Here is a 23726-nt window from a genome sequence, read left to right on the forward strand (position 1 = left end):
GCTCTGTGAGCTATTTATTGTTATTTAACTGTCGCACTTCATTTTACAATCTATCTTATATAAGAAGGGACACAACGATTTTATATAAAATGGATGATGAATGTAATGGTGATCCGAATCATTGTGGTGGCAATTGAATAAGTAAAGTGGGTATGCCAAATCTTTCGGTGTTTGTGTAATTAAAAAAAAGTTAAGGGAGGTTTCATAATGGGATTTACATTAACAATTAAAGGCCAAGAAACTATTTATTTTAGTGAGAACATGATTAGCTCAGTACATGTACAACTAAGTACGCCACACGATTCAAAAGCTAAATCTACTGACCATGCTGCTACACTGTGGGTGACAGGAAAGCTCCTTTCTACAGAGATAGGAGCTAGTAATAGTGACACCTTGAAGCTATTTGATTGGTCGTTAGTTCCAGCGCAAAGTGCAGATGCTTATCGTGATGTAATTGTTAAGGTAATATCTGCTGATCAAACTTTTAGGAAAATACATTTACCTATTGCTTTCATCATTGATTACTCAGAAAGATATGCTGATAATACGGGTGTTGGCGAATTTACATTAGTTTTAAGACAGAGAGCAGACCAAATACCTCTGGTGAAAGCGACAAGCGGTGGCTCTGATGACTCAGAAGAATAGTGCAGGTACTGGTGTCATAAAGGAGGGGAAGCGCTTGCAAGAAACAAAAACGACACGGTGGTATGCCTGTCCAAAAGATGCTTTGATTATTGGATTTGTCATTGCGTTCTCTTTCTGGATAGACCCGATAGGGAAGGCTTATCAAATATTGAGATGGCGCGATGATTTGGGTATATTGGGCATGGGATCCATTTTGGCAATCATGTTGGTTGCCTGTACTTTTCTTTGCGTACGTCATTTTTGGGCATGGTTTGTTATTGGTACGATGGGAACAAGAGCATCTTGCGAAACATGGAGATTTCTTTATAACCCTAGTCCAAACTATACAGGAATAGACTATATAGACAGTGCTATTATTAATGGCTTAATTACGTTAGTTATAATAGCACCTGCAATGGCAGTTCTTTATCGGTTAAAGAAAAAATATGTCGAAAAGCAAAGTAAGGAGTAAATATGTCACATTCAGTTACAATTTATATTGCAAACAGTGCTTCACCGACTAATAATGAAGATGGTACTAGAGGGCATTCAATAACAGGGCATATGTGGTTCAGTCTTAACGATGATTCTACAGGGGCAAAATATTGTTATGGCTTTCATCCTGCAGAAGATGGAGATATGCGCTCACCTATTGGTAGAGTAAAAACCAATGACAACGCGACATATCCATCACCTTGGTTTAAAACAACGTTTCAGATTAGCGATGATGAGTATGAAAATTTGATGCAGTACTGCGAATCAACGAGGATCAACCATACCTTTGGTCCTTACTGGGGAATTGGAAACTCTTGCATAAACTATACGATGAATGTCATGAGTAGCATTCGGTACGGTGATTTTTGTGATTATCCCAGCCCAATTCCAATAGCAAACACAACGATGTTGTCAATAGCTACATCCAATTATAATTCAATGCTGGAACGAGAGGCTCGCGAAGCGGAACGGAAAGCTCGTGAAGTAGAACGAAAAGAAGCTGAGCGACAAACTTTTCCAACACAACAGCAATATTCAACACAACCGAACCCATTCGGATTTATTTCCTAAGAGATATGGGGGTATACCATAATCCTCTAATGATTTGTATTCGAGGTTGATTTGCTAAAGAAAAAGGGCCGCTCAATGCAGGATGAGAAATCCTTTTTTGAGACGGCCCTTTTATCTTACTTATCCTTACGTGCCATTAAGTTAGATACTTTATTAGCAAAGCTGATTGGATCTTCTGGGAGCAGACCTTCAATAAGCATTGCTTGTACGTATAATAGGTCGCAATAATCCTTGAAGGCTTCAGAGTCAGGGGTTGCTTCATGTAAATCTTTTAAGACAGTGAAGACATCATGATTTGGATTTAATTCTAGGATTCGGCTAGCCTTATACATGGTATTATTCATTTCTGATAAAATTTGCTCCATGGAAAGACTGATGCCATTATCATCACTAACAAGACAAACAGCACTGGATTTTAATCGATTACTAATCTTCACATCAGTTATTTTTCCTTTCAAATGCTCTTTGATTGCTTTGATTAAGGACTCATTTTCTTTTAAAATAGCTTCTGTGTCTTTTTTAGCTTCGGGAGAGTCGATATCGTCCAAGTTCAGTTCGCCGCGACTGATGGATTGGAATTTTTTCTCTTTATATTCCTGTAATGCATCAATCGTAAACTCATCAACCTGATCATACAGATAGAGAACTTCAATACCTTTCTCTTTCAGCAGTTCCATTTGCGGTAACCGCTCTACGGAAGCACGATCTTTACCTGTGGCATAGTAGATGACTTTTTGATTTTCTGACATACGTTCGATGTAATCATGTAAGGTTGTCAATTCTTCCGTTGCGTGGGAGGAAGAGAATAGTAATAAATCTTTTAATTTATCGCGACTTTGGAAATCTGTATAGGCTCCTACTTTAAGAGCTTTGCCAAATTCTTTCCAGAATTTTTCATAGGTAGGTCGCTCATTAGCAAGGAGATTTTCTAAGGTTTTCAGCACGCTTTTTTCGAGATTCTTTCCAATTAATTTTAACTGCTTGCTATGCTGCAGCAGCTCGCGAGATATATTGAGGGAAAAATCGGGAGAATCCACTAAGCCTTTCACGAATCGCAGATATTCAGGGAGAAGATCTTGGCAGTTGTCCATGATGAAAATCTGTTTTGAATAAAGGCGGATTCCAGAGGATGATTTTTGAGTGTATAAATCAAAAGGGGCACGAGAAGGAATAAACAATAGACTTGTGTATTCTACAGTACCTTCTGCCTTGGAATGAATTAGTTTTAGAGGATCTTCCCAGTCGTGGAAGAGATTTTTGTAGAAGGTATGGTACTCTTCTGCCGAAATGTCATTCTTATTGCGAGTCCATAGAGGCGTCATGGAGTTCAAGGTCCGAACCTCTACGGTCTGTGTTGCTGGAGCATCTTCAATTACCTTACCTTCTTCATCTTTGGGCTTTTCTTCCTTGATGAAGTTCATTTTAATAGGGTAGCGGATATAGTCTGAGTATTTTTTGATCAAATTTTCAATGGTGTAGCGGTCTAAAAAATTTTCTTTGGAGCCGTCGGCGGCAGTAAATTCATCATTGAGAGTGATAATAATGGTAGTACCGCGTGTTTCTTTTTCCACTTCTTCAATGGTGTATGTTCCATCACCGCTGGATTGCCACTTAACCCCTTTGGCTTGTCCAGGAGCACGAGTGATCAGGGTAACTTTGTCAGAAACCATGAAAGCAGAGTAAAAGCCAACGCCAAATTGACCGATTAATTCATTATCGGTAGCTGTTTCTTTCTCTTTTAATTTTTCAAGAAAGGATTTAGTGCCTGATTTAGCGATGGTTCCAATATTTTCGACTACTTCGTCATAGGTCATACCAATACCATTGTCTGAGATTGTTAGAGTATGCGTCGATTCATCAGGGACAATGAAAATTTCAAAGTCGGATTGTCCTTCTAATAGATCATGATTGGTTAAGGATTCAAAACGAATTTTATCAATGGCATCGGAAGCGTTAGAGACCAGTTCTCGTAAAAAAATCTCCTTATTTGTATAAATGGAGTGAATCATTAAGTCTAATAATTGCTTAGTTTCTGCTTGGAATTCTCTGGTTTGCTTATTAATTGGTTCTTGGCTCATGTAAGAAGTCTCCTTTTATAAAATTTATATGTACATTTTCTTTTATTAGCACTCTCTTTAAGTGAGTGCTAACTCTCTTTCTCTATAATACATTGATTAGTATTTGAAATCAAATACTTTTTTTCACTAAAATTAGGCAATAATAGCATCTTTTTACCATCTGTATTGAATTTACTATAGAATTTATATTATTTTGTGTGGTTCACTCTTTTTAGACTGAATGTATTAAGAATAGATAAGAAAGTAGATACACTCATTTTCGACTTATTTTTAGGAGTAAAGTAGGCTATATTCTGTAATGTTGCTATTCAGGCATATTAATTACACATCCGTTATACTTGAACCTTTTACAGAGCACAAGTATAACGGACGTTGCTTATATTAACTAAAATGAGAAATTATTTGAATTTAAACTAATTTAATGTTGGTCACCTTATTCTTAGTTATACTGTTTATGGTTTTTACAATTTTATTGGCGATTTCTGGGTTTGAGTGCGAGAATCGTGGAAAAACCGTGCCAGATAATACTAATAGTTGGGTGGAAGTAATGGCAGCAATATTTTCTGTATGCTTGCTGTGCTCAGTTAATCCATTTGCACCAACGTGCTGTCCAGGCAAGGAATATTCTTTGTTGGGTTGATGAAATGTTGATGATTTTAGTTTTCCAGAAATCAATATGTCGTAAGAATAACTAAAGTCACCTTGGCTGATAATAATATCTCCAGGAGTGCACTGAACATAACTGCCGCAAGAGTGTAAGAATTTTTTTGCTTCTACATCTGACAATTCACTTAGTAAAGTTATGGCTTCCATTGGTGGACAATTCAAGCTTTTGCATAAGATAAACCATAGTTCTTCTTCTGTAATTAATTGACTATTTATCTTTGGAGAATTTTTTTTGACTTTTTCATAAAACCATCCAACAGCTTGTGTATTTATGACTCCTTTTTTACGTGCTATACGCAAAAGGGGAGAACGTACTATACGAAAATGTTGAATGTCATCTGCAAGCAAGACCATGGGGGTTACTAAACCGTAACCAGGGTAAACCAAATTATTGCTATAAGAGTGAAAGCCCATTTGCTCATAGAGACGCAGCAAATGAAAGTTGCATAGACAAAAGCCGAATTGTGTTTGATTACGGCAGCAAATTTCATAACATTCTGACATAAGTAGATAAAGTACCGATGAACTTCGATGAGAGGGAGCAACCATTAATTTTGAAAAATAGGAAAATTTGTGACTGCCAGTTTCAGTACTATAATTTTCAAATGTATCCAGAGACAAAAATTCTATTACCTTTCGTGGAAAGTCTGCAAGAATTCCAATATTGATTCGCGCAGTGGCAATTAGTTCTGAGCCAATTTTTGCATATAGCAGAAAAGCCCATTTATCAAGTTCATCGTATAGTAGCTTATTAACATAGTCTACCTCCTCAATATGTTTAGACATTTCTTCTACATAAATTTGGTAACGAAAATGGTAAATTTCCTTTTTTTCTTCTGGAGTGATTGCGATACCAATTTTAACTGAGTTTGCCGAAGCTTCTGTTGCGCAAGACATTGTTTTTTGATCGTTGTTTATCATGATTATCTCTCCTTCATAATAGTTAGTTGCAAGAACTTTTTCTAATAAAAGACTATTGCTCTTATAACTATCACCCCCTTACTTAGGGATACGGAGAGAAAGGATGTATTCCTTGTAAAAATTGTAAGAATATAGCATGTGAAGTAGAAATATATATAAGTTTGGCGTATAAAAAAGCCCTTTTTTAGAAGTCAGCTTGACGGCTAAAAAAGGGATAATCTTTTAGTGCTTTTAGTATTTTATGGTAATTGTGGACTGAAACGAACATGAAAAGTAGTTCCTTCATGACTGGTATTGATTTTAATAGTGGCATTATGCCTGTGGGCTATTTGGTAGCAGATGGGAAGTCCCAAACCTGTGCCTGTATCTTTCGTAGTAATAAATGGTGTTCCTAATTTATCAAGTACGTGGGAGGGGATTCCCGGGCCCTGATCACTAATAGATAAAACAACATTGTGATCTTCTAAGAAGGTGTGAATATCCAGGTTGCCGCCGGCTGGCATTGCTTCAATACTATTACGCACTAGATTTAGCAGCAATTGACGAATTTCATTTTCATCCAGCAGTAATTCGGGAACTGCACTAATGTCAAGATTTACAGATACTTTGGAAGCAGTGGCATCTGCCTGGATTAAGGGAAATAATGCTTCAATAATAGTGTTTAAAGAGCATTGTTTTAAAATAGCTAGTTTTTCCCGGGATAAGGAGAGGTACTCACGAATAATAGCATTAGCTCGATCTATTTCCTCGATCATTAATTTGAATTTTTCTTTATCATTTTGGTATTCATGCTTTCTACCCATCACTTGTAAATAACCTCGTACCGTAGTCATGGGATTTCTAATTTCATGAGCGACAGTGGCAGCCATGCTGCCTACCATATTCATCCGATCAAATAAGGAGGACATTTGTTCCAATTTCTTTCGCAAACTGATATCGCGAAGAATGCCTTGTAGTGCTGAGAGACGACCCTTTTCATCATAAATAGGGACACATTTTTGTTCAATCCATAAGATCGTTTTATCTTTTCGAACCAGTCGCAAAGTCAGCGGCAATTCAATAGAGTATGGGAGATTAGTAATAAAATCGTTAAAAGATGATTGATCATCAAGGTGTATTAGATTTAAGATTAAGTGGTTATTAGTGTAATATTCTTCAGGGCCATAACCCGTGATCGTCAAAACAGAGGGACTTACATACTCAATTTTTCTTTCAGGCAGTAATTGATAAGAATAGATTATGTCAATGGCATTTTCTGCCAATAGGCGATATTGAGTTTCTTTCTTTATTAAATCTGTTCTGGTCTTTTCAAAGTATACCATTAAAGTACCAAGAGCGATGACTAGGCGTAATATTCCGCCAATTGAGTAAGCCCAGGGAAGAAACCATGAGCCATCGATTATAAAAGGCGTAATTAAATTGAAAAGACTCCATAGAATGTAAGCATAACCTGTAATTAAGCGACCAATTCCTTGTAGTTTCAAATAATGTATAAAAATTGAACCTACCCATATACCTATAAAACAACAGATATAGATGGGGAGCAGCAATTTATGCGCCAAAGATGAAAATAGTATGTTCAATGCAGCATTTACAATGGCGACGCCGATTGCCCCATATAGCCACCATTTATTAAGCGGCTTGTTTATAAAGATATGAGTACCCCATACAAACATCAGAACACTGATAATAATCAGCATTTGATATGTAGTCAGACCTAAGATAGACTCTTTCCAAGGGAGTATCCCTGAATCGAAAACGATATACCGTGAGAGAAGGATGAGCCAACTAGCGGCCCATATGCCCATGAAGCGTTCACGATATAGTGCATACAGATATATGTAGATAAGAATGATTGAAACTGTTCCAATCAATGAACTAATTACTGATGAATGCACGTTATACATAATTACTCCTATAATAGTTATTTAAGACATATAAAGTACTCTTTCTACAAAAAAAACGAACATCCTCCAATAATTTAACAATTTATGTAATAAATGATAATTATACGTCTTACGGATTTTTTTGGTAGAATAGATTATTTACAGATGACAAGTTGCATTAGTAATTTGATTTAGGTTAGGATTTCCTAATTTGCGTAAATAATAGTTCTATATTCTAATAGAAGGAAGGTTCTTGTCATAAGACATTTAGAATGATTTATAGAGGGCACGTCATAGAAATTTTATCAAAATGATATAGTAAAAAGAGGGGAAAGTAGCCTGAGGATAAGATCCTCTAGATTATTTCCCCCCTCTTTTTTAATTAGCTGGTCGGTCTTTATGTATTATTGATTACTTCAAGCAAGGCAGAATAGATATTGATGATTATTGTTACATATTAACCAACTTATTGGTTAGACTTCTCATAGTTTGTACAATCTTATGAGCAATATTGGGCTGGGAGTGAAAAAATCGTGGGAAAGCCATACCAGACAATACTAAGATTTGGGTAGGAGTAATTGCAGCAATATCTTCTGTATTCTTATTGTGCTCTGTTAAGCCGTTTGCACCGAAGTGTTGTCCAGAGATGTATTCTTTAACAGGGTTTAGGAAAGTCAATGATTGTAACTTTCCTGAAAGCAGTATGTTATAAGAGTAACTAATATCACCTTGATTAGTTATGATATCTCCTGTATCACATTGCACAACGATGCCACAAGAGTGAAGAAATTTTTTTGCTTCTGTTTCTGACAATTCACGCAATAGGGATATAGCTTCCGTTGGTAGACATTCTAAAACTTTGCATAAGATAGACCATAATTCTTCTTCTGTAACTAATTGACTATTTACAATGGAAGCATGTCTAGTAAATTTTTCGTGAAACCTTTCAACTGATTGTGTGTTAACTTTTCCTCTTTTACGTGCTATACGAAAAAGTGGAGAGCGCACCTGCCGTAGATGGTGAATATCATTGATGACCAAAACAATTGGGGTCAATAAGCCATATCCAGGGTAAACAAAATTCTTACCATAGTGATGAAATCCCATTTGTTCATATAGACGAACTAGATGAAAATTGCATCCTCCAAAAGCAAATTGTACCTGATTATTGCAGCAGATTTGATAGCATTGCGCTATGAGCAGATAAAGCATGGGTGTTCTGCGGTAAGAAGGAGCTACCATTAATTTTGTAACATATGCGAATTTAGGATCTTCATTCTCCGGATAGTAGGATTCAAATGTTTTTAAAGATAAAATATTCACTACTTTTGCTGGAAAGTCCTTAATATTTCCAATATTAACTCGTGCAGTGGCAATAATCTTGCAATCGATTTTTGCATATAGCAGAATAGTCCATTCATCAAGTTCATCCCATAGTAATTGTTGATCATAATCAATATCTTCAAGGTGTTTGGACATCTCTTCCACGTAAGTTTGATAGCGAAAATGATAAACTTCTTTTTTTTCTTCTGGTGTAGTTGCTATACTAATTTTAATAAGACTTTCTGAGGTTTCTGTTGTATTGGATTTTATGTTTGAATTGATCGCTTTCATAATTTTTCTCTCCTTCATTATAGTTATTAAAATAAGGATTTACTGCATACCTTATATACTCATAACTATCACCCCCTAATAGGGGATACGGAGAGAAGGGATTTAATCCTTGCAATAGATTGTTGATTTTAGGGGAAAAATGTAGAAATATATATATATTTGTAAAAAAAGCCTTTTTCAGGAGAATAATACTCATGAAAAAGGCTTAATTTTATATCTTGTTATGCGATTTGTGAGGTGAAATAAACATAAAAAGTAGTTCCTTCATGACTGGTACTGATCTTAATATTGGCCTTATGTCTATGTGCTATCTGGTAACAGATAGGAAGACCTAAGCCTGTGCCTGTGTCTTTTGTAGTGATAAAGGGTGTGCCTAACTTATCAAGCAGATGGGAAGGGATTCCCGATCCCTGGTCACTAATAGATAAAACAACCTTGTTATCTTCCATGAAGGTGCAAATATCTAAGTTGCCACCAGCTGGCATTGCTTCAATGCCATTACGTACCAGATTTAGCAGCAATTGGCGGATTTCATTTTCATCCAGTAGTATCTCGGGAATTGGGATGATATCAAGATTTACAGACACTTTTGAAGAAGCAGCGTCTGCCTGGATTAAAGGGAATAGTGCTGCAATAATATTATTCAAAGAGCATTGTTTTAAGTTAGCTAACTTCTCTCGGGATAAGGAAAGATATTCTCGGATAATCGAATTCGCGCGATCAATTTCTTCTATCATTAAATTAAATTTGTCATTATCCTTTTGATATTCTTGTTTTCTACCCATAACTTGCAAGTAACCGCGCACCGTAGTCATGGGGTTTCTAATTTCATGTGCGACAGTTGAAGCCATGCTACCTACCATATTCATCCTGTCAAGCAAGGAGGACATTTGTTCTAATTTTTTTCGCGTAGTAATATCACGAACAATACCTTGCAATGCTATAAGATGACCATTTTCATCAAATATTGTAACACATTTTTGTTCGATCCATAAAACTACTTTATCTTTTCGAATTAAGCGTAAGGTGAGTGGCATGTTAGTAGAGCTTGGAAAATTACTGATAAAATCATTAAGGAGAGCTTGATCTTCAGGATGGATTAAATTTAGTATTAATGTATCGTTTGAATAATATTCTTCAGCGTTGTAGCCAGTGACTTCCAAGGCAGAGGGGCTGATGTACTCGACTTTTCTTTCTGGTAATAGTTTGTAGGAGTAGATGACGTCGATAGCGTTCTCAGCTAATAAACGATATTGGGTTTCCCTGGTAATTAAATCTACTCTAGTTTTCTCAAAGTATATCATCAAAGTACCAATAGCGATGAATAAGCGTAATATCCCACCCAGTGCATAACCCCAAGGAAGAAACCATGTAATGTTAATGACAAAGGGCATAGACAAATTAAGGAAACCCCATAAGATATATGCATATCCAGTGATTAAACGACCAATTCCCTCAAGATTGGAAAACCTTATTAAGATAATTCCAATCCACATGCACACCAAACTCCCAAAAACGAGAGGGACTATCAGTTTATAGATTAAGGAGGAGAAGAAAGCATTTAAAATACTGCCTAAGAAGGAAATAATCCCAGTACCGTAAAGCCACCATTTATTTATTGGCTTATTTACAAACATGTGAGTGCCCCATACAAACATTAAGGCACTAATATTAATCGATAATTGATATATGAGTACTAAAAGGACAGATTGTTTCCAAGCTAGTAGCCCAGAATCGAAAAGTATATATCTAGAGAGTAGAACTAACCAGCTGATTGCCCATATTCCTATATAGTGTTCGCGATATAGAGCATAGAGGTAGATATAGACAAGGACAATAGAAATAGTTCCAATCAAGGAACCAATTGCGGATAAATGAACATATTCCATAATTACTCCTAAGAAAAAATATATAGATGATTAAAACTTTCTACGTAGAATTCAAACTTCCTTCTTTATAAGATAAATGACGATTATAATGGCAACTGGATTTAGTTGTGGTACTTTTAAAATATCTGCAAATGATGTGCTCACAGAATTAGTATACTAAGAAACTGGACTTATTCTTGCAGGACAAATTAGCTCTATCTCTAAAATATTGAATAGGATCAAAAATAATAGGAGGAAGAACTTTGGATATAAGAAATTTAGAATGTTTTATGGAAGTTGCCCGTCATAAAAGTTTTAGTAAAGCGGCAGAGATGATGTATATATCTCAACCGTCTATCAGTCGGGCCATTAAGGAGTTAGAAACACAATTTGGCATCGTATTATTTTATCGTGATACGAAGTCTGTGGAGCTGACGGATGCAGGAGAAATCATTTTACAGCAAGCACAACAAATTGTATCATCTTTTCAAAATATCACTTCTCAGCTCGGAGAATTAAAGAAAATGCAATCAGGGAAAATCTATATTGGTTTACCTCAAATTACTGCGATTACGACTTTTTCGAATATGATCAATTCCTTTAGGAAAGAGTATTCTAATATCCATATTCAACTGTACGAGTTTGGTCCTAAGAAAGTGGAGGCGTCAATTCAAGACGGTCTTTTAGATATTGGTATATTTACACCTGCGGAGGATAATGAAATCTATGAAAAGATTTGGTTTGAGGAAGATCCTCTTGAAGTAGTTATGCACCCAACAAATAGGCTTGCCCAATATGAGGTTATGGATTATCATAAACTGATTGATGAACAATTTATTTTGTACAATAACGAGTATCATTTACACGACATGATCATCGATGCATGTAAACAAGCTGGATTTCAGCCTAAAATTATTTTGGAAACTTCACAACGCGAGTGGATGATGCAAATGGTAATGGACAATCTCGGTATCGCATTGCTGCCGAGCAAAATATGTAGAAGTCTGGATACTAAGGTGATTGCCTCCCGACCATTTTCAGATCCTAAGCCGTGGCTGCGATTGGCCTTGGTTTGGAAAAAGGGAAGATATCTATCCTTTGCTGTTCGTGAGTTTATACTATTTGCTAAAAAGCACTACGGTTTTGACTAACCAAAACATTTGTAAGAGGTTTCCTCAGGGCATTTATTTTTGATGTAACTCCTTTATTCTAATTCTAAATACACTGGATACATAATGTGATACACTAGTGAGTTGATAAATAAAGCCATAAAGGATAAAATAGGATTCACAGGTATTATGAAGAAATCGTGGGTTTTTTGCTATACATCTGTAGGAGTTTAGACAAAGGAGAAGAACGAATTAATGAAAATTGATGTTATACTTTTGCCAAAAGAGACTGCTGCTCTGGATCTTTCTGATAGTGTTTGTATCGTTTTAGATATATTCCGTGCAACGACTACGATTGTCACTGCTCTTGCGAATGGATGCAAAACGATTACTCCCGCCTTATCCATTGAGGATGCACAGACTCTGGCTAGTAAAATGGGGTCAGTATTGTTTGCAGGTGAGCGACAGTCAATAAAGATTGAGGGTTATGAGTTTGGAAACTCGCCTTTTGAATTTTGTAAGGAGAAAGTAACGGGTAGAGACATTGTCATGACAACTACGAATGGTACGATTGCCATAAAGGCAGCAGAAAAGGCATATCGTACATTCATCGGATCATTTGTGAATGCGAAAGCTGTTTGTATGCAGACAAAGCAATATGGTAAAGATATTGTAATTGTGTGTGCTGGAACAGATGGGCTTTTTTCACTGGAAGACACCCTTTGTGCAGGATTGTTAGTTCAGCTGCTTAAAGCGGAATGCGAAGTCACATTGAGTGACTCAGCTCTCGGAGCCTTACTATTATATGCTCAAGCCAAGGATACGCTAGTTGAGACTGCTGTCCAAAGTCGAAATGGCAAACGATTATACGACTTGCGTCGTATGGATGATGTAGAATATTGTCTTAGTGCCGATTTGTTTACGATTGTACCTCAATATATAGAAGGAAAGATTGTGATAGAAAATCAATAATAACAAAGTTGGTGTATTGACCAGTGAACAAGCAAGTATTACTTGTCTTTAGTGCAATAATACTATTTGGTGGCTTCTTGCTGAAGGCTTCGGCAGCTGAAGCAGCTCCTGTGCCTCAATGGCAAGAAATCACAATGCAGCAAGATGTGGTTGTTTTGGTAGAGAAATCTGCTAATACAATGACCGTATTTTATCAAGGGAAGCCTGTGAAAAGGTTCTTATGCGTATCAGGTGTAAATGCGCAAGGTGACAAACAGAGGCAAGGTGATAATCGTACGCCGGAAGGAACGTTTTTTATCACCGATAAAGAGCTGTTACATGATGACCCCTACCTGGGGCGTAAATGGATCGGTTTAAGTTATCCTGATCCAGTCCATGCTCAAAGAGGAATGGAGCAGAAGCTGATTAGCGTAAGCCAGTATCAGGAGATTATTTTGGCGAATGAGCAAAAGGTACAGCCGCCTCAAGATACTGCACTTGGAGGATGGATTGGAATTCATGGGGGACGAGATGATTTAACAGAAAGGAAGATCAATTGGACCGAAGGCTGCCTGGCGTTGCAGGATGATGATTTAACGGAACTATATAAAATGGTCCAGTATGGAACAACTGTGATTATTGTTGCTTAAGCAGCAAGGCTGATAGAGAGCATCTTTTATAACTGATTCAGATGATCTTGTTGAAAAATAAGAGTCGTTATTACTATACGATTCTTATTTTTTTGCCAATTTTTAAGAATAGGTCCAAGAATAAAAGCAAGGGATTCGATTTGTTTTTGGTTATATATGGAAAAGTCGCAATTGTTAAAAATTTCTACAAGGAAAGGAATTTATTTATGACGAATAAATATGTTAAGTCTAGTGTGTCATGCAGATTCTTTTACACCATAAAAAGATTACAGTACCGTATGGACATTGAAGACGTTACCACCTGCAGTAAGAATGTAATACCAAATCAGATCTGATTGGTATTACGTAGTATCGGTGCTGCCCGAAAGGAGAAATTAAATGAGAATCTTGATGATGGTTGCGCTGTTACTTGGTTACTTTCAATCCGCTGTTTGGGCTTCGCCTGAAATTCGTATTAACATTCCTGAGTTGGTGCTAAGGGTATACGATAATGGCAAGTTGGTCAAAGAATATCCTGTTGCCCTGGGGACCTCTTATGAAAAGACTCCTGTGGGTAATTATAAGATATCCTCCAAAGAAGAAAATCCTACATGGATTCCTGGTTCTGGTTTTTCCGATAAGACCCCAGTGCCTCCAGGACCAGATAATCCTCTGGGCAGCCGATGGATGGAATTTAGCCCTGGTTATGGAATTCATGGTACCAATAAAGATTGGGATATCCAGTATCCTGTTTCTGGTGGATGTATCCGCATGCACAATGCTGACGTTGAAGAATTATATGAATTGGTAGATGTGGGAACACCTGTAACGGTTACCTACCAGACCTTGCTTCTAAAAGAACGCAATAAGTCCATTTACCTTACAAGTTTACCCGATATTTATAATCATAAAGATGGCAGCAAAGCAAAGGTCTCAGAACTATTTAAGCCTTACGCTAAAAAGTATAAACTTCTTAGTAACTGGGAATTGCCTAATGATCAAGTGCGTCATGAAACCAAAATTGGGGTAGCTAGGCAGGACTAATCGAACTTTGTAAATGCTTGTAGTATAACGTTATGGAAAAAGAAGAAGAACCGTGAAGGAATGCAAAGACCTAGTCTTCGCATTCCTTCACGGTTCTTCTTCTTAGCGCAGCCATTCGGTGACTTCTGTCCATGATTTTCGAGGACGTGCATAGGGAGATTGATTAGGATAACCGATATCTACCGCTGCTATAAGTTCATCATTACGTTCTAACCAGGAACATATCTCACCTTCCGAATAAAAAATATCACAGATCCAAAGCGTTCCTAGCCCAAAATCCTGTGCAGCTAAGATCATGGTTTGAATTGCGGCCCCAATGGATTGGGTATCTGTTAATAAACGATAGTGATTATAATCCTTTTCAAAATTAGAAAAAGCATTAAACACTAAAATCACTGATGAAGCTTGTTGAATGGCACTTATACTTGTCTCACAACTACCAATATCTAAGCCCTGCTGCTTTCGAGAATGAATTTTGTCAGTCATGATAGTGACTAACATATCTTTCTTTTGACTTTCTAAGATAACAAACCTCCACGGTTGACGATTTTTCCCTGAAGGAGCTTTTATAGCTAGTTCTAATAATTCTTCGATCATTTCTCGTGGAATTGGTCGATCCTGATACGATCGAATACTTCTTCTATCCAAGATTGCTTGTTTAATATCCAAAAAATCCCTCCACGGTTTTAGTGTGCTTTTCATTTTTATATTATCATCATATATACTTTGCGAAAAAAGATCAATTGAAAAGAATTACAAAGATACCTCTTTCTTTGTTTTTACAGGAGTATAGGTAGATAAACTTATAAGGATAAAAACAATTGAATTAATAAGCAAAGCCACAAAACCTGCATTTAGATTCATACCAGCGAAGGGCAAAGGGTCCATTTTTCCTAGAATTAAGGTGAACACTAGGATTTCTCCAATGATCAAACCTGAGTATGCTCCTAATCTTGTGGACTTTTTCCAATAAAGCCCGAGCACGATCATAGGAAAGAATTGTGTAACACCTGAGTAACCAGTAAGCAATAAGTTAACGAGCATATTGGGAAGAAAAATAGCTAAACAAAGAGCGACAGTAGTAAGTCCTAATACGGCAATCCTTGCAACATTGATCAAGTTATTCGGGTCAGTATTTTTTCCAATGGTTTTGCTATAAATATTACGTGTAAAGAGCATTGAGGTAGATAAAAGTAAATCGGCAGCAGGAATCATACAAGCCAAGGCACCCGCACCGCCAACAAGACCTAAAGTCCAACCAGGAAAAAGTTTTTGTACAATGGTCATAAAGGCCATATCAGGTGTCTTTAAAGGTGCTTCGAGTAGTAGAAGCGCTGCAAAACCCACTAGCATTGGGAAGAGTAAACAAATCTGATATAAGGGTAAGTAAATTGCGTTATGGCGAAGTACGTCAGGATTACGAGCGCTAAAACTGTTGGTAGTGAAATGAGGCCACATGTAAAATCCTAGACTTGTTACTACTAAAGTGGACATTACCCAACTCACATCAAAGTTTTTGGTTCCTCCTGGCAAAGCAAGAAAACCGGGTTTCGCCGTTTCTAATGCTTCAAACATGCCACCTAAACTACCAAAGTAATGGATAGGGAGGTAAAGACCAAAAAAGACAACGGCAATCATTAATAGTATATCTTTTAGTACAGCAGTGGATGCGACACCTTTTAGACCGCTTAAATAAACAAAAGAGGCAACTAAAATGAAAGCAATTAACATAGCAGGAATTCGAGTTAGTTGTCCATAAGAGCAAGTCTCGATAATGAGTCCAAGGCCGGTTAATTGTAATTGTAAGTAGGGGAGCAAAAAGGCAACGCCAATGATCGCAGTCAATAAGCTTAAGGTTTTACTATCATATAAATGCTCAATCAAATCAGGTTGAGTCATTAGACCGTGTTTGCGTCCGATAGGGGAAATGGTAGGTAATAGATAGTACCCAACGACATATGCTAAAGCACCATACCCTAATATGTAAAAGGTTGGACCTCCGCGAGAATAAGCCCATCCGCTAGCGCCTAGAAAAGCAAAGGCCGTATAGATTTCACCGGCTAAGATAAACCAATTGAGCCACCTGCCAAAATTACGCCCACCGACGGCCCATTCCTCAAGATTCATCTTTTTATTCATGCCAGGAATTAGACCTACAATTGTTGCGCCAATAATAAATAGAAATATAATTAAAAGTGAAACTGTCTCATTACTCATGTTGCACCATCCTTTTTGTAAAAATTATGAGTCTTGTCTATGCTTTGAATCAATGAAGTAAATAGCCTGTAGGCAGACGAAAGCAAGGAAAATCCCAGCAACAAACCAAAAAGCTAAAAAGGGTAATCCTAGCACGATCGGGTGAACCTTGTTTGCAAAGGGGATCATACCAATTGTCCAAACAAAAGGAAGTAAAGTTAGGATTATTTTTAAGGTATTCATCTTTTATTCCTCCTTATAAAAAAATAGAGGCATCCCTCAGGGAAGCCTCTGCATTGAGGTAATATATTATTATGTCTCAATACAAATAGTATAGTACCAAAAGAAGAAAAATACAAATGTTTTTTGTGAAAATACAAAGACACAAAGGGGGGAATAAACATGTCTCTGTGTTTAACCTTCTCCTTAGGCTATAAAAAGCCCTTTCAGGCATGTTATGAGGCAAGTTGCAGACCAACTACGCCAACTAGAATCAAACTTAAGAATATAAATTGTAGGATATTCATCTTTTCTTTAAATCGCATGATACCGACAATTGCAATTCCGATTGTGCCAATACCAGCCCATGCAGCATATGCGATACCGATTGCAATTTCCTGCATCGCTTGCGACAAGAAATAAAAACTAGCCATAAATCCAACGCCCATTACGGCAATGGGTTTTTTATGTTTAAACCCATCAACATATTTCATGGCAATTACACTAATGACTTCTTCCAATCCAGCTAATAAAATATAGATCCAAGCCATTATTCTCGCTCCTCCTTAGTGGTTAATTTTAGGCCAATGATTCCAATAAGTAAGAGAACTAAGAATGCGACTTGCTGTTTCGAAGTCGTCTCTCCAAGAAATGTTATGCTAACGATATAGGTTCCTACAGTACCAATACCAACGAAAACAGCATAAGCAATACCAACAGGAATGAACTTATAAGCTTTAATAAGCAGCAAGAAACTTGCAACAATTAAAATGAAAATCAGTATCCACATCATTACCGAGTCGGCATCTTTCAACATTGATGCCCAGAGAATTTCCAATATTGCTGCCGCGAAGACAAGAATTCAGCCCATAGTAACACATCCTTAAAAAATTTTAGTCTAAAAGCGATCCAATCGATGGACAGACTCATCTGAATCAAACCTATTCCAACAAATGAATGAACGTCAGTCATTTTGCTATAAAAATCACCTATGCTCTAAAGCATGATGAATGAAAGTAAATAAATCTTGTTGATGTTCCGGAAGGGGCTTATCTAGCTTATTAAATAAATAGATCTGTTCAGCAGAACTTTCAATCAAGCCAATAACCATCCTAGCCGCAACCATTGGATTTATATCTTGGCGAAGTGCTTTTTGTTGAATGCCCCTGGCAATCATCTCCGATAACCAGGAATAGTAAGGATTATAGATACGATCCCATTCACTAAGCGTATTTTCGATTGCTAGACCCGAATAACAAAGCGACAATACTTCTTTATATGATTTAGTAACCTGAAATGTTACTGTGATTATTTTATGAAAAAGGTCCCAAATATCATCTGAAGGTACTTGTTCTTGTTCTATTTTATGCAACATACTCTGTAACAAATCATTGGCAATTGCTGGAATCAATGCATTTTTTGAGGAAAAATATAAATAAAATGTTCCTTGTGCCATACCAGCTCTTTTAACAATATCAGAAATAGTAGCTTTTTCTAAACCTTTTTCAGCAAGCACTTCCTTAGCAGCAGACAGTAAACGACTTTTCTTATCATCCAATTCTTTCACGACTCTCCTTACGATATATGACTGACTGTCATTCATTATAACTCTTTTCTCAAATATTGTCAATTTTGTCTGAACAAGCGAATGCTCTATTTTTAGGAAATGGAGATCTTACCAAATTTTTTAGTATCCCTTACTATACACTGTTAGAGAAGTACAGGAATTATTCAAAATTATATTGACAGCTAGGCATGATTGATAGATAATAAAAACATACCGACTGGTAGGTACGTTTCGAGGGGGAGAAATCTTGACGAAAGACAATATAATAGTAGCTGCTTTACGATTATTTTTATTACGTGGATACAGGAATGTGTCTCTCATGGATGTAGCAAATGAAATTGGCATTACCAAAGGTGGAATATATCATTACTTTGGAAGCAAAGAAGAATTATTTCGCGCAAGTATTGGTTATCTATTTGACTATTTCGGAAAAAGATATACCGAATTTTTAAGCAAAGAAAAAACATTCCGAGGGATCTTGAACCTTTTGCTAAGCGGAGAACAAGAAGCTTATATGGAAGGATTGCTCAATATTAAGCCAGGGGATTATCGTGCTAATAATGCGAGTCTTGCATTAGAGATCATGCACAATTTTCCTGAGATCCAAGAACAAATTGATCAGGGGCAGCTGAGATTGCGTAATATAATAAAAGAAAAATTACAGGCGGCTCAAGAAACAGGCGAAACCAGAGGAGACTTAGATGCTAAGGTCGTAGCGACCATTGTACTTTCTGTTTCCAGCGGGCTGAATGTTTTAGGTAAGAATATAATTAACTCAGATATGCACCAGCAGGTGATAGACAGTCTTTGGCAGCTTATTGGGGTGAATGATGTAAAGGAATGAATGAATTCCTTCGCCCTATACATACCGACCAGTCGGTATGTATAGGCGCTAAAGTAGTTACTTAGACTTTAAATATGATATGGACTTAGGGAGGATATGTTTGATGAAGGGTTTCAAATTTAAGTATTGGATTATACCAATTGTGATATTTATTGGATTAGTTGCAGTATTCCGCAGTGGTGCATTTTCCAGCGAGAAGACTCAATTGCAAACCAATACTACAGGAGTAAATGTAAAAATTGCAGCAGCACAATATATAGACACTATCCCCAAATTAATGCTGAATGGATCAATTGAGGGAAAAACAGCAGCGACGATTAGTGCTAAGCTAGCGGGACGTATTGAAGAAGTCATGGTACAAGAAGGACAGCAGGTGCAAGCTGGCGATCCCTTAGCCAGATTAGAAAGTACTGAATTAGCAAATTCCGTGCGGACGGCACAGGATGCTGTAAGTAAAGCGCAGGTTAACTATGAAATGGCAGTTAAAGATTATAATCGTTATCAGGCTTTGTTTGATCAAGGGGCTACATCCCAACAAACATTAGATAATGCTGAGGGGAAGAAAAGAATTGCGCAAGCAGACTTGTCTAGTGCAGTGAGCAGCAAAAATAATGCTGAGCAGCAGCATGGCTATGGTGTCATTACAGCACCAGTGGATGGTGTGGTTGCTAATGTAACTGTCACTGTCGGTCAGGTTGTTTCACCTGGTGCCGCGCTGATGAGTGTTCAAGATATTAGTCAAGTATATGCAGTTGTCAATGTTGAACAAAAAGATTTAGGTTTGATAAAACAGGGGCAGCCAGCAGAAGTCACTGTTGATACTTATGCCGGTAAAGTATTTTCCGGTACTGTTGAAATGATTAACCCTGAGGCTGGTTCTACCAATCGAATGTTCCGTACAAAGGTAAAGATTGATAATGAAGATGGCGCCTTAAAAAGCGGTATGTTTAGCAAAATACAGCTTGTTACTGGTGATGTTGCGCAAATTTTGACAATACCACAAGCAGCTATCATTCAAAAACAAGGTATTTATTATGTCTTTATCGTTGAAAATGATAAAGTCACCCGCCATCAAGTCGAAGTTGGTGCAACTTCAGGAGATAGTATTGAGATTAAATCCGGACTACAGCCAGGTGATAAGTTAGCCGTAAGTAATGTGAGCCAACTTAAAGACGGTGACGTAGTTCAAATCGTAGAGTAGAGGAGTTAGCTATGATACTGACAGATATAAGCTTAAAACGTCCAGTCTTCGCAACAGTAACGATTCTGGCACTTGTCGTTTTAGGATTATTTAGCTATATTTCTCTGAATGTAGATGAATATCCAAACGTTGAAATTCCGGTTGTAGCTGTTACAGTAAATTATCCTGGTGCATCGCCAGAACAGGTTGAATCAAAAATCACCCAGAAGGTGGAAGAAACTGTAAGCGTTGTGCCTGGGATAGAACATGTAACGTCTACGGTAAAAGAAGGGGTTTCTACAACCGTTATCCAGTTTACCATCGAAACTTCAGCAGCAACTGCTGCCCAGGATGTTCGTGATAAAGTTGGCAGAATGCAAGGTGTATTGCCAGATGAGGCAGATGATCCTATTGTTACAAGGTTCGATCCATCGGATACAGCTGTTGCTTCCATTGCAGTCACAGGTAGTCTCAGCCCAAGGGAATTAACCATTGTTGCGGATGATATCGTTGTAAAACGATTAGAAGCAATCAATGGGGTTGCAGCGGTAAATGTGCAGGGTGGGGTGGATCGTGAAATCAAAATTAATATGGATAGTAATAAAGTTGCTGCCTATAATTTGAGTGTTTCAGAAGTAATGAACAGTATACGCAGTGAAAATATGGATACCCCTGGAGGTAAGGTAACGGATGGCAAACGGGAAACTAGTTTACGATCAGTAGGTAATCTTACTTCTCCCAATCAGTTGTTAGATCTCCCTATTGCTCAAAGAAACGGAGTACAACTGTATGTCAAAAATATTGCTACGGTAGAAGATTCAACAAAAGATGTAACTGCTGTAACAAAACTCAATGATAAAACCTCTATTGGCTTGGATATTATGAAACAGTCAGGTAGTAATACCGTACAAGTTGTGGAAAACGCCAAGAAAGAACTAGAGAATATCAAAAAAGATTTACCAGCTGGCGTTGAATTGGTATTGGTACGGGATAATTCCAAAAATATTAATGAATCCATTCACGACGTATTGTTTAATTTAGTTATCGGCGGTTTATTGGCTGTTGCCATAGTATTTTTGTTCTTAGGTAATTGGCGCAGCACGATGATTGCGGCGATTGCTATTCCGACTTCCATTATCACCTCTTTTCTAGCAATGAAAATGTTAGACTTTACGTTAAATACGATGTCCTTATTAGCCTTGTCCCTAGCAGTCGGCTTGTTAATTGATGATGCGATCGTTGTTATCGAGAATATAGTCCGTCATCTTGAGATGGGGAAGGACAAATTTAAAGCCGCTTCTGAAGGAACTGCGGAGATTGGTTTGGCTGTTACCGCAACAACTCTTACTTTAGTTGCTGTATTCTTGCCAGTCGGTATGATGACTGGTATCATAGGACAATTTTTTAAACAATTTGGTATAACGGTGGCGGTCAGTGTTTTGGTTTCCCTATTTGTTGCATTTACCTTGACTCCTATGTTGTCGGCCAAATATTTATCCGGTGAACATAAAAAATCTACCAGTAAATTAGGTGAAATATGGAGTAAATGGAACGGAAAATTTGAATATTGGACAGGGCGCTATGGCGAATTCTTAAGATATGCGTTAGGACATCGCAAGAAAATTATGGTACTTGCCGGTGCATTATTTGTGGGCAGTTTAATGCTGGTACCTTTCCTTGGTTCGACCTTTGTTCCGGATTCCGACGCTGGTGAAATTACAGTGTCTGCAACCGTTGATCCTGGTAAGAGCCCTCAAGTTGTTGGCGAAATTGCCGACAATATGGTACAAATTATCCGCACCATACCAGAGGTAACGTTAACTTACAGTACTGCCGATATAAACAACATTAACATTTTAACGAAGTTAACGGAGAAAAGTGAACGTAAGGTGAGTGACAATCAAATTGTAACTACGCTTCGTGAAAAATTAAGCGGTATTGCGGGAGTACAAGTCAGTGTTTCAAAAAAATCAGGTATGTCCAGCGGTAAGCCAATCTCCCTTGTTATCCAGGGAACATCCTTGGATACATTAGCAGACATTGCAGAACAAGTAGAGCAAATTGTAGCAAGCACTCATGGTGCAATTGATGTTACTTCTAGTTATGAAGCTGGAAAACCTGATGCGCAAATCGTAGTAGACCATGATAAGGCTTCTGATCTTGGTGTGTCTACTTCCAATATTGCGACTACTCTTCAAACTATGTTTAACGGAACAGTGGTAACACAGTACCGAGATGAAGATGATTCGTATGACGTGAGGCTTATTTTAGCACATAGTGACCGTAAGAGTTTAGCAGATGTAAACAATATCTATGCAGCAAGCTCGAATCGGGATAAAAATGGGCAGGCGATTATGGTTCCCTTATCACAGGTAACTAAGATGGTATATGCCACAAGTCCGACCCAAATCAAGCGATATGACCGTCAGGGACAAATTACTATTTCGGCAAATTTAAGTGGAGTCTCTCTTGGGGATTTCAATACAGCGCTAGACAAAAAGTTAGCAGAGGTTAAATTGCCGGAAGGCTACAAGTTTGTAACTACCGGACAATCAGAGCAAATGGCAGATGCCTTTAGCGGTATTTTAATGGCGTTGGCTGCTGCGGTGCTCTTCATCTTTTTTGTACTTGCCGCTCAATTTGAAAGCTATATTGAACCTTTCGCTATTATGCTGGCATTACCTTTGGCGATTATTGGTGCAATACTTGGCCTCTTAATTGCTGGAAGTATGCTTAGCATGATGTCTCTCATTGGGATTATTATGTTGATGGGTCTCGTAACCAAAAATGCGATTTTGCTGATTGACTTTGCCAAACAACGTATGGGAGAAGGAATCGAACGAAATCAGGCATTAGTAGAAGCGGCTGTAGTTCGGATGCGTCCGATTCTGATGACAACTGCAGCGATGATCTTTGGGATGATTCCACTAGCATTAGGAATTGGACCAGGAGCTGAAGCACGTGCTCCTATGGCTCATGCGATTATTGGCGGTTTGGTTACCTCAACTATTTTGACCTTGGTGGTTGTACCAGTTGTATATTCGTTATTAGATGATTTTATGAAAAGAAGAGTAAAGGTAGATGTTACAATTCCACCCTTGGAAAAAGTAACAAAGGAAGAACCGATTTGAACAATATGAATGGATAACAAAAGTGCCCTATTGACGCCAATTTAAGAGGTCTGCTATAATGAAAGCAGCAAAATTCATAAACTAGTACCTTGTCAGCTTTAAAACGGTAGGATAATGGCGAGGCTATTTTTCGC

General features: G+C 37.6%; 21 protein-coding genes. 10 read left to right on the plus strand and 11 right to left on the minus strand.

The window, feature by feature from the left end; all coding sequences use genetic code 11:
• The first annotated feature begins 207 nt into the window (after positions 1-207).
• The 3 genes from LMF89_RS22740 to LMF89_RS22750 are packed head-to-tail and all read left to right on the plus strand — an operon-like array spanning position 208 to position 1689.
• Positions 208-645 (plus strand): membrane-associated protease 1, encoded by a 438-nt coding sequence (locus tag LMF89_RS22740; protein ID WP_229537085.1) that lies wholly within the window; start codon positions 208-210, stop codon positions 643-645.
• Complete coding sequence (locus LMF89_RS22745) at positions 629-1096, plus strand: hypothetical protein (protein WP_229537086.1); 468 nt, start codon at positions 629-631, stop codon at positions 1094-1096. Before LMF89_RS22740 ends, LMF89_RS22745 begins: the two co-directional genes overlap by 17 nt.
• 2 nt (positions 1097-1098) lie before the next feature.
• Positions 1099-1689: a hypothetical protein gene (locus tag LMF89_RS22750; protein WP_229537087.1), complete on the plus strand. Its 591-nt coding sequence runs from the start codon at positions 1099-1101 to the stop codon at positions 1687-1689.
• A 116-nt stretch (positions 1690-1805) separates the two neighbouring features.
• Here LMF89_RS22750 and htpG read toward each other — a convergent pair whose 3' ends face one another.
• The 5 genes from htpG to LMF89_RS22775 form a co-directional block, all read right to left on the minus strand.
• Complete coding sequence (htpG, locus tag LMF89_RS22755) at positions 1806-3767, minus strand: molecular chaperone HtpG (RefSeq protein ID WP_229537088.1); 1962 nt, start codon at positions 3765-3767, stop codon at positions 1806-1808.
• Between the two features lie 408 nt (positions 3768-4175).
• Complete coding sequence (locus tag LMF89_RS22760; RefSeq protein WP_229537089.1) at positions 4176-5354, minus strand: cyclic nucleotide-binding domain-containing protein; 1179 nt, start codon at positions 5352-5354, stop codon at positions 4176-4178.
• 239 nt (positions 5355-5593) lie between these two features.
• Positions 5594-7261 (minus strand): ATP-binding protein, encoded by a 1668-nt coding sequence (locus LMF89_RS22765; protein WP_229537090.1) that lies wholly within the window; start codon positions 7259-7261, stop codon positions 5594-5596.
• Positions 7262-7690: 429 nt separating this feature from the next.
• Complete coding sequence (locus LMF89_RS22770; protein ID WP_229537091.1) at positions 7691-8854, minus strand: N-acyl amino acid synthase FeeM domain-containing protein; 1164 nt, start codon at positions 8852-8854, stop codon at positions 7691-7693.
• A gap of 221 nt (positions 8855-9075) precedes the next feature.
• Positions 9076-10743 carry an ATP-binding protein gene (locus LMF89_RS22775; RefSeq protein ID WP_229537092.1) on the minus strand — a complete coding sequence of 556 codons (1668 nt, stop codon included), beginning with the start codon at positions 10741-10743 and terminating at the stop codon, positions 9076-9078.
• Positions 10744-10985: 242 nt separating this feature from the next.
• Between LMF89_RS22775 and LMF89_RS22780 the strand changes: the two genes are divergently transcribed.
• The 4 genes from LMF89_RS22780 to LMF89_RS22795 all read left to right on the plus strand — a co-directional run bounded on the left by LMF89_RS22780 (position 10986) and on the right by LMF89_RS22795 (position 14455).
• The gene (locus LMF89_RS22780; RefSeq protein WP_229537093.1) at positions 10986-11873 is read left to right on the plus strand and encodes a LysR family transcriptional regulator; all 888 of its coding nucleotides are present in this window, start codon (positions 10986-10988) and stop codon (positions 11871-11873) included.
• Between the two features lie 213 nt (positions 11874-12086).
• Positions 12087-12803, plus strand: a complete 717-nt coding sequence (locus LMF89_RS22785) for a 2-phosphosulfolactate phosphatase (RefSeq protein ID WP_229537094.1) — start codon at positions 12087-12089, stop codon at positions 12801-12803.
• Between the two features lie 23 nt (positions 12804-12826).
• A complete protein-coding gene (locus tag LMF89_RS22790) occupies positions 12827-13432 on the plus strand; it encodes a L,D-transpeptidase family protein (RefSeq protein WP_229537095.1) in 606 nt (201 codons plus the stop codon).
• Positions 13433-13810: 378 nt separating this feature from the next.
• Positions 13811-14455, plus strand: a complete 645-nt coding sequence (locus LMF89_RS22795; protein WP_229537096.1) for a L,D-transpeptidase — start codon at positions 13811-13813, stop codon at positions 14453-14455.
• A gap of 102 nt (positions 14456-14557) precedes the next feature.
• On the opposite strand, the gene LMF89_RS22800 is transcribed toward LMF89_RS22795, so the two are convergent.
• The 6 genes from LMF89_RS22800 to LMF89_RS22825 form a co-directional block, all read right to left on the minus strand.
• A complete protein-coding gene (locus LMF89_RS22800) occupies positions 14558-15124 on the minus strand; it encodes a nitroreductase family protein (protein WP_229537097.1) in 567 nt (188 codons plus the stop codon).
• Between the two features lie 84 nt (positions 15125-15208).
• Positions 15209-16672: a sodium:solute symporter family protein gene (locus LMF89_RS22805; protein WP_229537098.1), complete on the minus strand. Its 1464-nt coding sequence runs from the start codon at positions 16670-16672 to the stop codon at positions 15209-15211.
• Positions 16673-16696: 24 nt separating this feature from the next.
• Positions 16697-16894, minus strand: coding sequence for a DUF3311 domain-containing protein (locus LMF89_RS22810; protein ID WP_007958256.1), 198 nt, complete (start codon positions 16892-16894; stop codon positions 16697-16699).
• Between the two features lie 212 nt (positions 16895-17106).
• The gene (locus tag LMF89_RS22815) at positions 17107-17421 is read right to left on the minus strand and encodes a DMT family transporter (protein ID WP_007958254.1); all 315 of its coding nucleotides are present in this window, start codon (positions 17419-17421) and stop codon (positions 17107-17109) included.
• Positions 17421-17732 carry a DMT family transporter gene (locus tag LMF89_RS22820; protein WP_369412697.1) on the minus strand — a complete coding sequence of 104 codons (312 nt, stop codon included), beginning with the start codon at positions 17730-17732 and terminating at the stop codon, positions 17421-17423. The genes LMF89_RS22815 and LMF89_RS22820 overlap by 1 nt, the downstream gene beginning before the upstream one ends.
• A gap of 123 nt (positions 17733-17855) precedes the next feature.
• Complete coding sequence (locus LMF89_RS22825; RefSeq protein ID WP_229537100.1) at positions 17856-18437, minus strand: TetR/AcrR family transcriptional regulator; 582 nt, start codon at positions 18435-18437, stop codon at positions 17856-17858.
• Positions 18438-18684: 247 nt separating this feature from the next.
• Between LMF89_RS22825 and LMF89_RS22830 the strand changes: the two genes are divergently transcribed.
• From LMF89_RS22830 to LMF89_RS22840, 3 genes are all read left to right on the plus strand, one after another.
• Positions 18685-19281, plus strand: coding sequence for a TetR/AcrR family transcriptional regulator (locus LMF89_RS22830; RefSeq protein WP_229537101.1), 597 nt, complete (start codon positions 18685-18687; stop codon positions 19279-19281).
• 103 nt (positions 19282-19384) lie between these two features.
• Positions 19385-20482 carry an efflux RND transporter periplasmic adaptor subunit gene (locus tag LMF89_RS22835; RefSeq protein WP_229537102.1) on the plus strand — a complete coding sequence of 366 codons (1098 nt, stop codon included), beginning with the start codon at positions 19385-19387 and terminating at the stop codon, positions 20480-20482.
• A gap of 11 nt (positions 20483-20493) precedes the next feature.
• Positions 20494-23592: an efflux RND transporter permease subunit gene (locus LMF89_RS22840; RefSeq protein ID WP_229537103.1), complete on the plus strand. Its 3099-nt coding sequence runs from the start codon at positions 20494-20496 to the stop codon at positions 23590-23592.
• The last annotated feature ends 134 nt before the right edge of the window (positions 23593-23726 follow it).

It is taken from the genome of Pelosinus baikalensis (genome assembly GCF_020819555.1).
In the GTDB taxonomy this organism is placed as follows: domain Bacteria; phylum Bacillota; class Negativicutes; order DSM-13327; family DSM-13327; genus Pelosinus; species Pelosinus baikalensis.

Coding starts and splice junctions, on each gene's coding strand:
- LMF89_RS22785 (WP_229537094.1), top strand. CDS start 12,087: ATGAAAATTGATGTTATACTTTTGCCAAAAGAGACTGCTGCTCTGGAT.
- LMF89_RS22840 (WP_229537103.1), top strand. CDS start 20,494: ATGATACTGACAGATATAAGCTTAAAACGTCCAGTCTTCGCAACAGTA.
- LMF89_RS22770 (WP_229537091.1), bottom strand. CDS start 8,854: ATGAAAGCGATCAATTCAAACATAAAATCCAATACAACAGAAACCTCA.
- LMF89_RS22810 (WP_007958256.1), bottom strand. CDS start 16,894: ATGAATACCTTAAAAATAATCCTAACTTTACTTCCTTTTGTTTGGACA.
- LMF89_RS22795 (WP_229537096.1), top strand. CDS start 13,811: ATGAGAATCTTGATGATGGTTGCGCTGTTACTTGGTTACTTTCAATCC.
- LMF89_RS22740 (WP_229537085.1), top strand. CDS start 208: ATGGGATTTACATTAACAATTAAAGGCCAAGAAACTATTTATTTTAGT.
- LMF89_RS22745 (WP_229537086.1), top strand. CDS start 629: ATGACTCAGAAGAATAGTGCAGGTACTGGTGTCATAAAGGAGGGGAAG.
- LMF89_RS22750 (WP_229537087.1), top strand. CDS start 1,099: ATGTCACATTCAGTTACAATTTATATTGCAAACAGTGCTTCACCGACT.
- LMF89_RS22805 (WP_229537098.1), bottom strand. CDS start 16,672: ATGAGTAATGAGACAGTTTCACTTTTAATTATATTTCTATTTATTATT.
- LMF89_RS22815 (WP_007958254.1), bottom strand. CDS start 17,421: ATGGCTTGGATCTATATTTTATTAGCTGGATTGGAAGAAGTCATTAGT.
- LMF89_RS22835 (WP_229537102.1), top strand. CDS start 19,385: ATGAAGGGTTTCAAATTTAAGTATTGGATTATACCAATTGTGATATTT.
- htpG (WP_229537088.1), bottom strand. CDS start 3,767: ATGAGCCAAGAACCAATTAATAAGCAAACCAGAGAATTCCAAGCAGAA.
- LMF89_RS22765 (WP_229537090.1), bottom strand. CDS start 7,261: ATGTATAACGTGCATTCATCAGTAATTAGTTCATTGATTGGAACAGTT.
- LMF89_RS22775 (WP_229537092.1), bottom strand. CDS start 10,743: ATGGAATATGTTCATTTATCCGCAATTGGTTCCTTGATTGGAACTATT.
- LMF89_RS22760 (WP_229537089.1), bottom strand. CDS start 5,354: ATGATAAACAACGATCAAAAAACAATGTCTTGCGCAACAGAAGCTTCG.